The organism is Paenibacillus lupini, from assembly GCF_011761355.1.
In the GTDB taxonomy this organism is placed as follows: Bacteria; Bacillota; Bacilli; order Paenibacillales; family Paenibacillaceae; genus Pristimantibacillus; species Pristimantibacillus lupini.
In genome coordinates this window covers 122132-135700 of the sequence record NZ_JAASRW010000010.1, presented here as the reverse complement: position 1 = coordinate 135700, position 13569 = coordinate 122132, and the positions used below count along the sequence as shown (strand labels likewise).

General features: G+C 48.1%; 15 protein-coding genes. 6 read left to right on the top strand and 9 right to left on the bottom strand.

Going from position 1 to position 13569, the window contains the following annotated elements; genetic code table 11:
- Positions 1–55: 55 nt before the first annotated feature.
- From FHS17_RS26935 to FHS17_RS26925, 3 genes are all read right to left on the bottom strand, one after another.
- Complete coding sequence (locus tag FHS17_RS26935) at positions 56–853, bottom strand: pyruvate, water dikinase regulatory protein (protein ID WP_167281962.1); 798 nt, start codon at positions 851–853, stop codon at positions 56–58.
- A gap of 4 nt (positions 854–857) precedes the next feature.
- Positions 858–1505, bottom strand: a complete 648-nt coding sequence (locus FHS17_RS26930) for a CBS domain-containing protein (RefSeq protein WP_167282097.1) — start codon at positions 1503–1505, stop codon at positions 858–860.
- Positions 1506–1744: 239 nt separating this feature from the next.
- Positions 1745–3529, bottom strand: a complete 1785-nt coding sequence (locus FHS17_RS26925; RefSeq protein WP_167281960.1) for a M3 family oligoendopeptidase — start codon at positions 3527–3529, stop codon at positions 1745–1747.
- A gap of 262 nt (positions 3530–3791) precedes the next feature.
- Here FHS17_RS26925 and FHS17_RS26920 point away from each other — a divergent pair, with 262 nt between their 5' ends.
- Together FHS17_RS26920 and FHS17_RS26915 are read left to right on the top strand one after the other, a co-directional pair.
- On the top strand, positions 3792–3983 hold the full coding sequence (locus tag FHS17_RS26920; RefSeq protein WP_167281957.1) for a YycC family protein: 192 nt from the start codon (positions 3792–3794) through the stop codon (positions 3981–3983).
- The gene (locus FHS17_RS26915; protein ID WP_167281955.1) at positions 3980–4222 is read left to right on the top strand and encodes a hypothetical protein; all 243 of its coding nucleotides are present in this window, start codon (positions 3980–3982) and stop codon (positions 4220–4222) included. Before FHS17_RS26920 ends, FHS17_RS26915 begins: the two co-directional genes overlap by 4 nt.
- A 15-nt stretch (positions 4223–4237) precedes the next feature.
- Here FHS17_RS26915 and FHS17_RS26910 read toward each other — a convergent pair whose 3' ends face one another.
- Positions 4238–4963, bottom strand: coding sequence for a DUF2225 domain-containing protein (locus FHS17_RS26910; protein ID WP_167281953.1), 726 nt, complete (start codon positions 4961–4963; stop codon positions 4238–4240).
- 14 nt (positions 4964–4977) lie between these two features.
- A complete protein-coding gene (locus FHS17_RS26905) occupies positions 4978–5361 on the bottom strand; it encodes a globin domain-containing protein (protein WP_167281951.1) in 384 nt (127 codons plus the stop codon).
- Between the two features lie 409 nt (positions 5362–5770).
- On the opposite strand from FHS17_RS26905, the gene ylbJ reads away from it, so the two are divergent.
- Both ylbJ and FHS17_RS26895 read left to right on the top strand, forming a co-directional pair.
- On the top strand, positions 5771–6838 hold the full coding sequence (ylbJ, locus tag FHS17_RS26900) for a sporulation integral membrane protein YlbJ (RefSeq protein WP_243865556.1): 1068 nt from the start codon (positions 5771–5773) through the stop codon (positions 6836–6838).
- A gap of 85 nt (positions 6839–6923) precedes the next feature.
- A complete protein-coding gene (locus tag FHS17_RS26895) occupies positions 6924–7712 on the top strand; it encodes an NAD kinase (RefSeq protein WP_167281950.1) in 789 nt (262 codons plus the stop codon).
- 58 nt (positions 7713–7770) lie between these two features.
- Here FHS17_RS26895 and FHS17_RS26890 read toward each other — a convergent pair whose 3' ends face one another.
- The gene (locus FHS17_RS26890; RefSeq protein ID WP_167281948.1) at positions 7771–8499 is read right to left on the bottom strand and encodes a YutD family protein; all 729 of its coding nucleotides are present in this window, start codon (positions 8497–8499) and stop codon (positions 7771–7773) included.
- A 35-nt stretch (positions 8500–8534) separates the two neighbouring features.
- Complete coding sequence (gene lipA, locus FHS17_RS26885) at positions 8535–9437, bottom strand: lipoyl synthase (RefSeq protein WP_167281946.1); 903 nt, start codon at positions 9435–9437, stop codon at positions 8535–8537.
- A gap of 131 nt (positions 9438–9568) precedes the next feature.
- On the opposite strand from lipA, the gene FHS17_RS26880 reads away from it, so the two are divergent.
- Positions 9569–10624 carry a M23 family metallopeptidase gene (locus FHS17_RS26880; protein WP_243865555.1) on the top strand — a complete coding sequence of 352 codons (1056 nt, stop codon included), beginning with the start codon at positions 9569–9571 and terminating at the stop codon, positions 10622–10624.
- A gap of 53 nt (positions 10625–10677) precedes the next feature.
- On the opposite strand, the gene yunB is transcribed toward FHS17_RS26880, so the two are convergent.
- Entirely contained in the window at positions 10678–11823 is a 1146-nt protein-coding gene (gene yunB / locus FHS17_RS26875) for a sporulation protein YunB (RefSeq protein WP_341805927.1), read from the bottom strand.
- Between the two features lie 367 nt (positions 11824–12190).
- Positions 12191–12670, bottom strand: coding sequence for a nucleoside deaminase (locus tag FHS17_RS26870; protein WP_167281944.1), 480 nt, complete (start codon positions 12668–12670; stop codon positions 12191–12193).
- A gap of 195 nt (positions 12671–12865) precedes the next feature.
- Here FHS17_RS26870 and FHS17_RS26865 point away from each other — a divergent pair, with 195 nt between their 5' ends.
- Positions 12866–13351, top strand: coding sequence for a hypothetical protein (locus FHS17_RS26865; protein WP_167281942.1), 486 nt, complete (start codon positions 12866–12868; stop codon positions 13349–13351).
- Positions 13352–13569: the final 218 nt, after the last annotated feature.

Here is a 13569-nt window from a genome sequence, read left to right as displayed (position 1 = left end):
TCTCATAACGTATTGCCATTTTTATGTGATAAATACGTTGGCAACGTTTTTTTATTTAAGATAAACGTTCAATAATGAGTCCTGCGGTCTCTTCAATCGCGCGATTGGTGACGTCAATCACCGGGCAGCCTAATGCTTCCATCACTTGGGTTGCATACTCAAGCTCCTCCAAAATACGCTCCATAGATGCATACTGGGCAGAGCCTGGAAGTCCTAACGTCTTCAGTCTCTCGCTTCGAATGTGAAGCAGAGGCTCCGGCTGCATCGTCAGCCCAACAATCAATCTGCCCGGTGCTGGTGTTAGTTCGGCAGGTGGTCTGACTTCCGGCATAAGTGGTAAGTTAGCTGTTTTAATACCTTTGTGGGATAGGAAAATGCTAAGTGGTGTTTTCGACGTACGCGACACACCAATCAGCACAACTTGTGCTTGCATGAATCCTCTTGCGTCCTTCCCGTCATCATATTTGACCGCGAATTCAATCGCATCCATACGGCGGTAATATTCATCGTCAATGGAGTGTAGTAGTCCCGGCATGCGCTTTGGCGAACTGCCAAAGGTATCAACAAAAGCCTGCATCATTGGGCCCATCACATCGACTGCTCTAACACCCCGGCGGAAAGATTCCTCCTTCATAAGCTCACGCAGCTCAGGTTGAACAAGCGTATAGCTGATGAAGCCGCCCGTTCTCGCCGCTTCCGCGACAATCTGGATCACTTCTTCTTCGGTCTTCATATGACCGAATCGTTTAATTTTCACATGATCCGATGCGAACTGACGCAGGGTTGCTTTCGCAACTGCCTCTGCCGTTTCCCCTACCGCATCTGAACAAACGTAGATGATCTGCTCTGACATACTCCTAATCCCCCAGTTCCGCAGCTGTTGCAATATCCGACATCAGCCGGATAATGTTCGATTTCGATACCCATCCACTAATCTCCGGCCCGCCTTCGCCAGGTATAATGACAGGCAGGCAGTCAATTTGATGGAGCATCATCTTTCGAACCGCATCCGAAACGGATTCTTCCGGAACTAATGTGACGATATTCGGATAACGAGTCATGACCATACTGACTGGCACAGTCGCTGCTCCCGGGTTTCCGAGCGTCATTTTCAGCAGATCCTTTGGTGTAACGATCCCTGCCAGTTTCTTATCTTCGTTTACGATAAGCAGCGTATTCGCATTTTCAGTAAACAAGGTAATGACCGCATCATGAACGGACAACGTCTCCGGTATATTGACCGGAACCCCTTGAATTTCACGAACCTTAATATTGTCGAAGCGCTGCCGTGTTGCCGTATCGTCCGTTGAACGGTATGCCGTGCCGAGAAAATAACCAACCTTCGGCTTAGCATCAAGTAAGCCAAGCATAACCAGCAGCGACAAATCCGAACGCAGCGTTGGACGGCTGACGCCCATATATTCTGCAAGCTGTTCCCCTGTAATAGGCGCGTGCTTCTTAACTAGCTCTAGTAAATCTAGCTGGCGACTCGATAGCTGGATAATGGTTCACCCTTTCATTCTCTTTATTACACACATTTACCTATATAACCATCATTATTCGGAAATAATATATCACATATATATTTAATACACAATATATGTTCATACACACGTCATATGTGCTCTATTTAAACTACTATCACCCTGCTTTTCACCCAGCGGACCAGCTCGAACTTGTTTAACAAACACAAAAAAGGCGCATCATCCATAGGATGACACGCCTCCTTCACCTTACAAACCTTTTATTCCGTGAGCTCCAGGAACAAGTCGATATCCTTCGTTGTAAGCTCAACCGCATCACGCCAGAAATCTGCTTCATCCAGCTTAACACCAAGATGCTTCTGCGCGAGCTCTTCCACAGTCATACGACCCGTATCCCGCAGCAGCTGCACATAACGGTCGGCAAATGCCGGACCTTCCTGCTGAGCACGGGCATAGATGCCTGCGCTGAACAAATAGCCAAACGTGTACGGGAAGTTATAGAACGGCACACTCGTAATGTAGAAATGCAGCTTGGATGCCCAGAAGTGCGGGTGCACTTCGCCAAGCGCTCCGTTGTACGCCTCACGTTGTGCTTCCACCATCAGACTATTCAACTTCTCTACTGGCACAATGCCAAGCTTACGCTGCTCATAGAACCGCGTCTCAAACAGTACACGTGCGTGGATGTTCATGAAAAAGGCTACGGCGTTCTGGATTTTGTCTTCCAAGAGGCCTAGTTTCTCTTCTTTGTCGACAGCCGTTTTCATTGCTGAATCAGATACGATCAGCTCTGCGAAGGTAGATGCCGTCTCTGCCACATTCATCGCATATTCCTGCGACAACGCGGGCAAGTCATCCATCACGTATTGATGGTAAGCATGACCAAGCTCATGCGCAAGTGTCGATACATTATCCGCTGTACCCGAGTATGTCATGAAAATCCGAGTCTGACGGCTTTTTGGGAAAGAGGTGCAGAAACCGCCCGGCCGTTTGCCTGCGCGATCCTCGGCTTCAATCCAGCCATCCCGGAACGCCATCTCAGAGAAGTCTGCCATGTCGGGGCTGAACTTGCGGAACTGCTCCACAATAAACTTCGCGCCTTCGTCGAAGCTGACCGTCCGTGCAGAAGAACCAAGTGGTGCACTGACATCATGCCAATCCAGCTTCTCTAGACCAAGCAGCTTCGCCTTACGCTCCAAATAACGGACCAGCTTTGGTTTGCCCTCATTGATAGCAGACCACATCGCATTAAAGGTCGCTTCGCTCATCCGATTAATTTGCAGCGGCTCCTTAAGTACCGAGTCCCAGCCACGCTTGTCGTACAGCTTCAGACGGAAGCCGGCAAGACGGTTAAGGGAGTCTGCGCACAGCTCTGCCGCATCGCCCCACTCCCGTTCCCACTCAGCAAACGCTCGGATACGGACCGAACGGTCACCGTCTGATAGTCGATTGAACATTTGTCCTGCGGACAACACTTTTTCCTTACCGTCTTCATCTACATCTGTAAACTTCGCTCTCGATACGATCAAGTCGTAGAGTGCACCCCAGCCATGATAGCCATCAACCGCCAGATCGCCAGCTAATGCTTCAAGCTCAGGAGCCAGCTTTTCCTTCGCCAGTTCACGCCGTTCAGACAAGCTGAATGCCACATCTGCCAGTGGGCCGTCACTAATGATTTGTGCCCATTCTTCATCACCGATCTGACGAAGTTCACTATCATAACGGGTTAATACCCCCAGCAGCTTAGCACTAAGCGTCTTCACCCGATCACTCAAGCCGCTTGCTGCAGAGTCCTTCATATTTTGCGCCTGTAAGCATTCCACAAAAGATTCCGACTGGCGCAGACGAATCAGCACAGATTGAATAATGGCCGTTGTCTCCTCGATCTTCTTCTTTGGTTCTGCACTGCTGCCTGACAGCAGTCTTTCCAGCTCGGCGACATCTTTATCCATACCGTTAAGCTCTCCGGCGAAAGCGGCTGAATTCGAGCCTCCTTCATAAAACGTCTCCAAATCCCATTTCATCGGGTAATTACCTGTCGTCATTCTGCCGTTCTCTCCTTCATTCTCATTTAGGCTATATAGGCCTTCATCAAAAACACCGCCACAAAAGATCACGAAATAAATTTGCGCAATCTCTATCAGCGGTGTATAACTTAATTATATCTAAATTACACTTACGAAGTAAGAATTATCGCAATTCTTTTAAGCTTACGCTTACGAAGTAAGAATTACTTCGCAATTCTTTTTAGGCCCACGCTTACGAAGTAAGAATTACTTCGCAATTCTTTTTAGGAGGAATAACACCATGACTCAACCATTGCAAATCTCGGCCGACACAGCCATCAAGCTGTCCAAGCAGCTTGGCGTGCCGATCGAACATTTGATGCATATGCCTAAACATATTTTGCTCCAAAAGCTTACCGAGCTGGCAAAAGCGGAAGCAGAGGCTAATAAGCCGTCCGATTCCGCTCCTGGTTCTGAGGAATCATCCTCATGATTCCATTCGAGAAGACTTGGCCTTACGATATTATCATGAAGGATATTTACGTCCCAAGCTGCCCATTCTGCGGCAATGATAACGTATTGATACCTCTGCGTGTCCGTGAGATCGAAGAGATTCATCACGGAAAAAAAAGACTGCTCGTCTTCCCCTGCTGTCATAACAAAGTCACGATCATTGATATGGATCCTGACTATATGCTAACGGATCAGCCGCTGCGCAGGCTGACCCGTTAATGTTGGACAAGCCAGTTAAGCTGTCGTTTGCACAGGAGAATCTCCTGCTCTGTCGCTATCGCCTGATGATACTGGCTGTCCGTTATTCAGCTGTTCGCGGATCAGCTGCCATTGCTCGCGGCTTTTCCGAATCATAGCGGCATCCATAATTCGTTTGTCTCCAACGATTCGGGAGAACCATTTGACCGCTTCAGTGAGCTCGCCGGTACGCCTGTTTAGTTCCCCAATCAGATACATGAGCTTCGCATTGTTCAGCTCCGATCCTTCTTCCTCGTATACCTTAATATACGCTTGCAGCGCGAACCGCATAAACCGCTGTTCCTCCTGCTGATTGCTCTCATAACGATATAACCACGCTATATGATGCAAAATGCCTGCGATAACCCTCTGTTTTTCCCCAATCGATTGTGCCGATAATAGGGCAAGCTTGTACACCTTCATCGCCCCAGCCGCGTCTCGTTCACCACCATAATCACACATCGTCCAGCGTGAACCAATCTGTGCATGGTAATCTTTCTTCTGACGCTCTGTAAGTCTCTGTATTCCATTCTCTGTTGTTGCAAATCCGCAAGTCGGACAGACTCGGACAACATAATAATCCGGATTCGCATCCGACCGGTAAAACCCGCAAAAATCAGAATCCATAGACATCGCCTTCTTAAAGCTCGGGCGAACACGTGATGTCGTAAAGATGGTTTCACAACAAATGCAATTCATCTTTGTCTGATAGAGCGGCTCCATACCAATCCCATCTCCTATTCGGGTGTGTTCACAAAATGGTGGGCAGGACCTGATAGTCTTTCAATAATGTACGATTGCAGCTCTTCATCCAGGCCGGAAACCTCTTGTAATGCTCTTCTCATACAATCGAGCCAAGCTTCAGCATGTTTCGGCGTAATCGGAAAAGGCATATGCCTTGCCCGCATCATCGGATGGCCATATTCATCGGAAAACAACATAGGTCCTCCAAAGAACTGCGTCAAAAACATAATCTGCTTCTCCATAACGGGAAGGATATTATCCGGAAAAAGTGGACCGAGCAGCTCATGCTCCTGTACTTTAGGGTAAAAAGACTCAACAATTCGTCTTAAAGACTCAGCTCCGCCAATTGCTTCATAAAGGCTTATATTCCTATTCATCGTCAATTTCATCTCCAAAATGTAGGTATTTAGTATTATATCATAAAAAAAAAATCCCGCATCGTCTCCAATGCGGGATTGTTATCAATAAGCCGAAACGATTCGTGTTAACCTTCGTAGTCCTCTTCTCCCGGTGCTGTTAAGGATTCTCGGATGACATAAACAAATGCACAGACCAGAATGCCAGCGATTATACTCATTCTCATCACTCCAAGCCTTCAAAGGTACCTTCATTGTAACATAAAAAAACGGACCGTCCAGCCCTTTTTGCAAGCGTTTTCTTAGAATTATGAAAAATTTTTTTTCGCACAATAAATCGTCCAAAAGTGATGGATGTCCAACTTTCTTCATATACCTCATGTAGAGGTTGTACATTATGCCTGCCGTATATTCAAAGGAGGACGTATTCATGCTGCTCCGAACGCTTACCCGTCCAGCCTCGCTAACAGGCCTTTGTGCCTTGTTTATCGCCTTGCTAATGGCGGTTTTCCCGGCTCAAACGCTGGAATCCTCACTTCGGGGATTATCGATATGGTGGCAGGTGTTATTTCCTGCCCTTTTCCCTTTCTTCGTCATCTCCGAGCTGCTGCTTGGCTTTGGAATCGTCCATTTCTTCGGCAAGCTGCTTGATCCGCTTATGAGGCCGCTATTCCGGCTGCCGGGAATCGGCAGCTTTGTAGTTACAATGGGCTATGTATCCGGTTATCCAGTAGGGGCAAGGCTTACTGCTCAGTTATGGGAGCAAGGACTCGTGAATCGGGCGGAAGGGGAGCGCCTTGTTGCTTTCACCACCACATCGGATCCGATCTTTCTGATTGGAGCGGTATCCGTTGGCTTTTTCCACAATGCGGCCTTAGCTCCTGTGATTGCAGCTGCCCACTATGGCGGAGCATTTATCATCGGTCTTCTCATGCGCTTCCATGATCGGCAGGCGCCGATAACGGAGTCACCTGTTCATCGCCGTGCCCATCACCGGCGTACCTCCCGCCTGGTCGAGGCGACCAAAGCTATGCACGGGGCAAGACTCCTTGACGGCAGAACCCTCGGCAAGCTGCTGCAAGACAGTATCCAATCTGCGCTTCGTCTTATGATCGTTGTTGGCGGGCTTGTCGTTTTTTTCTCTGTTGTGATGGAGCTTCTAACACGTGCTGGTGTCGTTGAAGTATTAGCTGAGGGGCTGCGGCTTTTGTTTGGAGCAATTGGACTTCATGATAAACTGGCCGATGCCAGTATTTTCGGCTTATTCGAGGTTACTCTTGGGGCAAGGGCAGCAGGTGAGGCCGGTACGGGTCTTATGCACCAGACTGCCATTGCCGTTTGGATTCTTTCTTGGGGAGGACTTTCTGTACATGCCCAAGTACTCAGCCTGTTAAGCCGTACGGACCTTCGTTATCTTCCGCTGATGTTCGCCCGGTTGGCGCATGGCTTCATCTCTGTTGTGCTAGTCTATATGTTATGGGGATGGCTGGCCCCTTAAACTTTGTGCTCAGCGTTGAATTTGAAACCATATTCCTATATCATCAATAGTACTATGCAATGTGTCCGGAAGGGGTTTAAATTTCTTGAAATATGCAATCATTGATCGTGGCGATCAACTATCGAAATCATTAGCGGAGCAATTCCATCTGCTTGCGGCGGAGCGCGGGCTCACGCGTCATGACGACGCACCAGACATTATCGTGTCTATCGGCGGAGATGGAACGCTGCTTCAAGCTTTCCACAAATATGTTGACCGGGTGACCGACGTATCCTTTGTTGGGATTCATACCGGCCATCTTGGCTTTTATGCGGATTGGAAAGCAGATGAATTAGAGGAGCTTGTCACCATGATGGCGGAAGAAACGCCCCACATCGTCCGTTATCCATTAGCTGAGATCGCGGTGGAAACAGTCGAACAGAACTATTACTACCTTGCCCTTAACGAATTTACTTTAAAAGGCGTTGATGCGACACTGGTCGTACAACTACGCGTTAATGACGAATCCTTTGAGATGTTCCGTGGGGATGGAATTGTTATCTCTACCCCTTCGGGAAGCACCGCTTATAACAAAAGTGTCGGAGGCGCCATCGTCCATCCTTCGATTGAATCGCTGCAGATTGCAGAGATCGCATCGATTAATAACCGCGTTTATCGAACACTTGGCTCATCATTCCTGCTACCGCAGCATCATCACTGCGATATCAGTTCCAAGAAGGATCAGCGCTTGCTGCTGACTATTGATCACCTCAGCTTCCAACGGACCGATATCCGTTCCATTCGCTGCAGTGTATCCACAAGGAAAGTCAGCTTTGCCCGCTATCGCCCGTTCCCGTTCTGGAACCGCGTCCGCGACGCGTTTGTCGATATGTAGGTACAAAAGAGGGGCTGTCCGTAAGGTCGAATCGACCTTTGGACAGCCCCTTTTCTTCTTATTGACGGCTTCCTTGCTCCTTGCCTTGCTCTTTGTTGCTATGTTCCCTGCCTTGCTCTCTGCCTCTATCCCTGTCTCTCGGCTTCTGTCCCGATTGTGCATGGGATTGAACGGGCACTTGCTCAGATGCTGCGGCTACATCTTTGTTTGCTGCCGGCCTAATTGGCTTCTTGCCGTTTGGACGATAGCTTTTCCGATGTTGATCCTTACCGCTCTTGTGCTGTTGCTGCCTGGCAGGCTGCTGCGATTCTTCACCACTGCGTGGACTTCTTCCCGTTGCTGCGCTTTCACGGGCTGCTGCGGCTGCACCAGCCAAGATGGCATCAGCAAGCAAGGAGGAAGCTCCTGCATCCACCAGCTCCTCCTCTGGGTAACGCCTGTCCGAGGTGAGCGTCTCCTGCTTCAGTGAAGCTTCCTGGTCTTCGGCTTCTTCTTCATCAGTTGATTTCTTCACTGTACCTGTCTTCTCCAAAACAAAATAAGCACAGCCGAAATTGCAATATTCATTAATATAGTCAGACATCCCCGAGAATGAGCTATCCTTGGTCACCTTCATATGGTTATCCCGGAAGAACCCCTTCAGGCGCAACTGGCTGTAACCCCAATCACCAATAATAAAATCGTAACGTTCCAGTACATCACTATAACGATCCTTGAACGCGTCTACATTCCAGCCATTGCGATTCTCATGAATAAGTTCATAAATTTTGCCGCCAACTTGGATCAATTCCGTTTCCCCTCTTTCGAATTCCCCAATAGAAGCTATACGTTGCTAAGCTCGCGTTCTTGCGCAGCCGCCGCGGAATCGGTCTGTTCATGCGCATGATAGGAGCTTCTTACAAGTGGTCCCGACTCGACATGACGGAATCCACGCTTGTATCCTTCTTCTTTCAAGCTTTTGAATTCATCCGGGTGAACATAACGCTCAATCGGCATATGGTTTGGCGTCGGCTGCAAATATTGGCCTAACGTCAAAATATTACAATCCACAGCCCGAAGATCGTCCATCGCTTGCAGCACCTCTTCATATGTTTCGCCAACGCCAAGCATAATGCTTGATTTCGTTGGGATTTTCGGATTCATTTCCTTCGCGCGTCTAAGCAGCTCCAGCGATCGTCTGTATTTTGCCTTCGCCCGTACACGATTGGACATTCTCTCTACCGTCTCGATATTATGGTTCAGAATGTCTGGTTTGGCATCCATGACAACCTGAAGGGCATCACTATTCCCCATAAAGTCAGGAATCAGTACTTCTACCCGGCAGAAAGGCATCCGTTCACGAATCGCACGGATTGTACCTGCGAAGATCGCTGCACCACCATCGGCAAGATCATCCCTTGCAACTGATGTAACAACGCAGTGGCGAAGCCCCATTTGCTCCGCTGCTTCCGCTACACGTTCCGGCTCCTGAAGATCAAGCTCCGTTGGCAGTCCTGTCTTAACCGCGCAGAAACGGCATGCACGTGTACAAATATCGCCTAGAATCATGAAGGTAGCTGTTCGGTTCGCCCAGCATTCATAAATATTCGGGCAGCGTGCTTCCTCGCAGACCGTATGAAGCGTTTTTGTACGCATCATATCTTTAATTTCTGTGTAGTTGCCTTCAGTTGTTAGTTTTATTTTAAGCCAGTCCGGCTTTTTCAATTTTTCTTTATTTGATTTCATCTGGAATTCCCTGCTTTCACTTTCAATTGGACAGCTGAATCTCACCGTTTATTATAGCATAGTTCGGATAAAATCCAATGATTTGCAAAACATAACGAATATTGCTTCGAGCTTGTGAAAGGGTGGAACGATTGAAACCAACTATTTCTATTATTACAGCTGCCGTTGTCGCTTCCATGCTTATGACCGGGCAATTATGCTACGCAGATCGGAACGTCAGCAAAGCTGAAGCTGAGCCAGCCAATCCGCAATCTTCCGACGTGGACATTGATCCTATGGTTAGCAGACAGCAGCTGTACGATCGGCTAAGTGTCATGACAGGTATTCCTTGGTACCGCCTTGCTGCTGTTGATCAATACGAACGAACGTTGTCAAAGGCTCGTCCGAAAGCCCGTCCGCAGCTCGGCAGCGTCGTTGGTGTTTTTATCGATGAGGAGCTGTGGGCTGGAGCATTGAATCCGGATCCAACCGATAACATACCGGCTTCCATTCAATGGTTCAACGGTGTTGGCCGCGATGGCGACGGTGACGGCTTCGCAGACCGTTCAAGTGATCTGGACCTGCTGTATTCCGTTGCGACACGATTTCTGCAGTATGGTGGATCAACAGAGGATGACTTTTCCATCGGCTTATGGGAATATTACCATAATAGCAGAGCGGTGCAGCGCATTCAGCAGTTCTCAAGTATTTATGCCGCTTTTGGCCGGCTGGATCTGTACGACCATGCCTTCCCGGTTCCGGTTGGAACCAATTATTCGTACAAAAGCACATGGGGTAATGCCCGTGGCTGGGGAGGAAGGCGGACCCATGAGGGAACAGATATTTTCGCTAATTACGGCATTCCTGTTCGAAGCACCTGCTTTGGCGTAGTAGAAGTGAAGGGCTGGAATCCATATGGAGGCTGGCGAATCGGCATTCGGGATTTGAACAATTATTATCACTATTACGCTCATCTGTCTGGCTTTGACAAGACGGTCGGAATCGGTACCATTGTAAAACCTGGCCAAACGATCGGATGGGTCGGCAGCTCAGGCTATGGGAAGCCGGGAACGCAAGGCAAATTTCCTCCTCATCTGCATTATGGAGTTTACAGGGATCGCGGCCTTATCGAATGGGCATTTGATCCTTATCCGCTTCTAAGACGGTGGGAGCAGGATGAGCGGCGCAAGCTAAAATCAAACCATTAAAAGGGGCGATCCCTAAAGTCCGATTGGACTTTGAGGGACGCCCCTTTTTTGCTTCACTCACCGCCAGCATTGCCGGCATTAGCATTACCTGCAGCGTTATTGGCGGAACCGCTATCTCCACTGGAAGGAAGCGGCGAATTAGCCGAATCCAGCTGTTCCTTGAGCATACTTCCATCCGAAGGCTGGGTAACCCCTGCACCTTTTGACATCGGCAGAGATATATTTGGCGCATTTGGTGCAGATTCTCCAACAGCCTTGCCTTCATTATCGTAGTAATACATCGGCACATCACCAACAACCAGCAAATAAGAGATCGGAATTTCAGTTTCTACAATCTGAGGGTCGGTCTCAAACGGAACGATAATAGCAACCTCGGATACGATATGAATGTAGACTTCAATCAAAATCATATTGATGCCTGCATTCGTCTGACGCGTATTCAGATCAACTTTTACCGCACCAACCGGTTCGAACTTAACGGGAATACGCGGTCCATAAGTGGAGATCAGCGCACTGCCAAGTGCATTACCGACTGGAATATGTTCAGGAATTTCCTTCAGCTCGTCAAGAGTAGCCTGTACGGTTTTAATCGTTTCCGAGCGGATCTTTGTATGCTCCGCATAGTTCAGCATAAAACCGGATACTTTTCCGTTGCTGTTCATTTTCCAATCAATCAGCTTCTCGAAGTCTGCATTGTTTACGACTTCATTCGTAGTAGCCTTATTAATAGCCTGCGTGGCCACCTGCTTAATACGTAGCTGAGCCACCTTCATAAGAGGCGGGCGTAAATGTTTTTCAATGTACACGAGGGATTGGATCGTTCCGAACAAAAGGATAAGGATGGTAAAAACGATCCACATTTTCGTATTCCGCTTTCGTGACTTCAGCCTTGTACCTCCACTGTCTGAGGAGCGGATGTTCATCGTCTTTATTGATTTTATCGCCTTTGCCGATGATCTTACCGGACGTTTACGAGGCTGCCACATCCCACCCCAGCCTGCGTTAGATGCGGCAGGCTTCGGTTTACTTGAATGCCACTTCTTGCGTTGTCCCCACGGCTTCGGATTGCTGCTTGAGGTGGAGATTTTACTGCCCCAGCTGACCCGCTTCACCTTGGCAAATGGACGATTAGACCATAATTGCTCCCGGCTCAAGCCAAGCGATCGAAGCAGCCATCCCCTTCTTCCCCATTTCGTCACGTTCCATCGCCTCCTAAAAAGAATTGCCACTCAAATGGTTAGACACTGACCATTTGTGGAAATTCTTGCTTCGTAAGCATAATCCAAAGAATTGCCACACAAATGGTCTGACATTGACCATTCGTGGAAATTCTTGCTTCGTAAGCATAGTCCAAAGAATTGCCACACAAATGGTCTGACATTGACCATCTGTGGAAATTCTTGCTTCGTAAGCATAGTCCAAAGAATTGCCACACAAATGGTCTGACATTGACCATTCGTGGAAATTCTTGCTTCGTAAGCATAGTCCTTAGCCTAGGACCTGTACCTCTACATGCTTATGCGAAGCTCGGACAAAAAAGACGACCTCCCGTTATTCCAAGATCAGTTACTCCCAATATCCTCTATGAACTTCAACGACCTCTTCCTCCAACTCGGGGAATGGTCCAATTACTTCGATCGGCTTCTGCCCTTTGTCAAAAATGTCTCGGCACGGCAGATTAAACGTTGGATTCTGTTCATGATCTCCAGTCAGCTTCAGAAGTGCTTCTTCTGTCGCTGCGTAAACCACTTTACCTACATTCCCCCAGTAGATGGCACCTGAGCACATCGCACATGGTTCAAACGTGGTGTATAGCGTATAATTCCATAAATCATGATGCGAGAATTGATGTGACGCTTTTTCCATCAGAGCCGTTTCGGCGTGACCGGTACAACGTTTTTCCGTAAGCTCTACGTTCTCCTGCTCCAAAACAATCTCACCCTGCTCATTCACAAGAATGGCGCCAAATGGCGTATTTCCGTTTTCTCTGGATTTGCGGGATACCTCAATACAATATTTCAAATAGTACGTATGATCATGTTTCATGCGCTTCTCGCTCCTCTCGTTTCCCTTATCATAGTGACATTAATCGAAGGAGTAAACGAGCTTACCTTAAACTTTGTAGCGGCGACTAATGAGTCGTTTTTTCTTTAGTTCCCGCGCACAGTCCGGATCTGCTTCGTAAGAAGCTTCGCTTATGCTATAATAGCCGAAGCACATTTGGGATTAATGGAGGATGTTATGTTAACTTTTGAAGAAAAAATCGCGATTATTGAATCGTTCCCGGAACTGGAGCGGTCAGATGTATCGCTTGGACGTGTGAACTTCCAGTTCGAGAACAGCTTATATGACCGAAAAAATGTTGTGTACCATTTGCACCCGAACGGTAACGGTTTTGTGTATGCCGGACTGCTTCGCAATTTTAACCAGGATGACAAAGGCATGATCAATATCCGCGACTATAGCGAGATACAGCTCCGTACGCTGCTTCGCCAATCGATCGACTCATTGTCGGTCCGTGAAGAAGAGCTTGCGCCAAAACCGTCGCGCAACCGGAAGAAAAAAGACCAACTGTGGACCAACGAGGAAAATCAAAGCCTTGTCGTGAAATGGGAAGATGATATGTGGTACATCTACGCCGGTATAAACCTTGAAATGGCGTTTGAGACGCATAAAGAGGTAGAGGCGTATATGGAAGAGGAAGGGTTTAGTCGGGAGATTGGGTAGAGCATCAGGACGGAATAATGGGACTGCGGATGGCCGTCATGACGGAGTATATCTCTTTTCAGTCACTGTTGAGATCGTGGGGTTTTGTTTACAATCATACGCTCCGCAATTTCAGGAGGTGCATACCTCTATTCCTCCAAGGGCAGCTCCGTAATTTGGAGCTGCCCTTTTCCGGGTATTTCATCTAACCAGATCCTTTCTCCCAGCAGTGGTTCGGA

Bases quoted from the DNA above. Each gene is read 5' to 3' on its own strand.
- FHS17_RS26915 (WP_167281955.1), top strand. From the start codon at position 3,980: ATGATTCCATTCGAGAAGACTTGGCCTTACGATATTATCATGAAGGAT.
- lipA (WP_167281946.1), bottom strand. From the start codon at position 9,437: ATGAAATCAAATAAAGAAAAATTGAAAAAGCCGGACTGGCTTAAAATA.
- FHS17_RS26910 (WP_167281953.1), bottom strand. From the start codon at position 4,963: ATGGAGCCGCTCTATCAGACAAAGATGAATTGCATTTGTTGTGAAACC.
- FHS17_RS26905 (WP_167281951.1), bottom strand. From the start codon at position 5,361: ATGAATAGGAATATAAGCCTTTATGAAGCAATTGGCGGAGCTGAGTCT.
- FHS17_RS26925 (WP_167281960.1), bottom strand. From the start codon at position 3,529: ATGACGACAGGTAATTACCCGATGAAATGGGATTTGGAGACGTTTTAT.
- FHS17_RS26935 (WP_167281962.1), bottom strand. From the start codon at position 853: ATGTCAGAGCAGATCATCTACGTTTGTTCAGATGCGGTAGGGGAAACG.
- FHS17_RS26920 (WP_167281957.1), top strand. From the start codon at position 3,792: ATGACTCAACCATTGCAAATCTCGGCCGACACAGCCATCAAGCTGTCC.
- FHS17_RS26865 (WP_167281942.1), top strand. From the start codon at position 12,866: ATGTTAACTTTTGAAGAAAAAATCGCGATTATTGAATCGTTCCCGGAA.
- FHS17_RS26870 (WP_167281944.1), bottom strand. From the start codon at position 12,670: ATGAAACATGATCATACGTACTATTTGAAATATTGTATTGAGGTATCC.
- ylbJ (WP_243865556.1), top strand. From the start codon at position 5,771: ATGCTGCTCCGAACGCTTACCCGTCCAGCCTCGCTAACAGGCCTTTGT.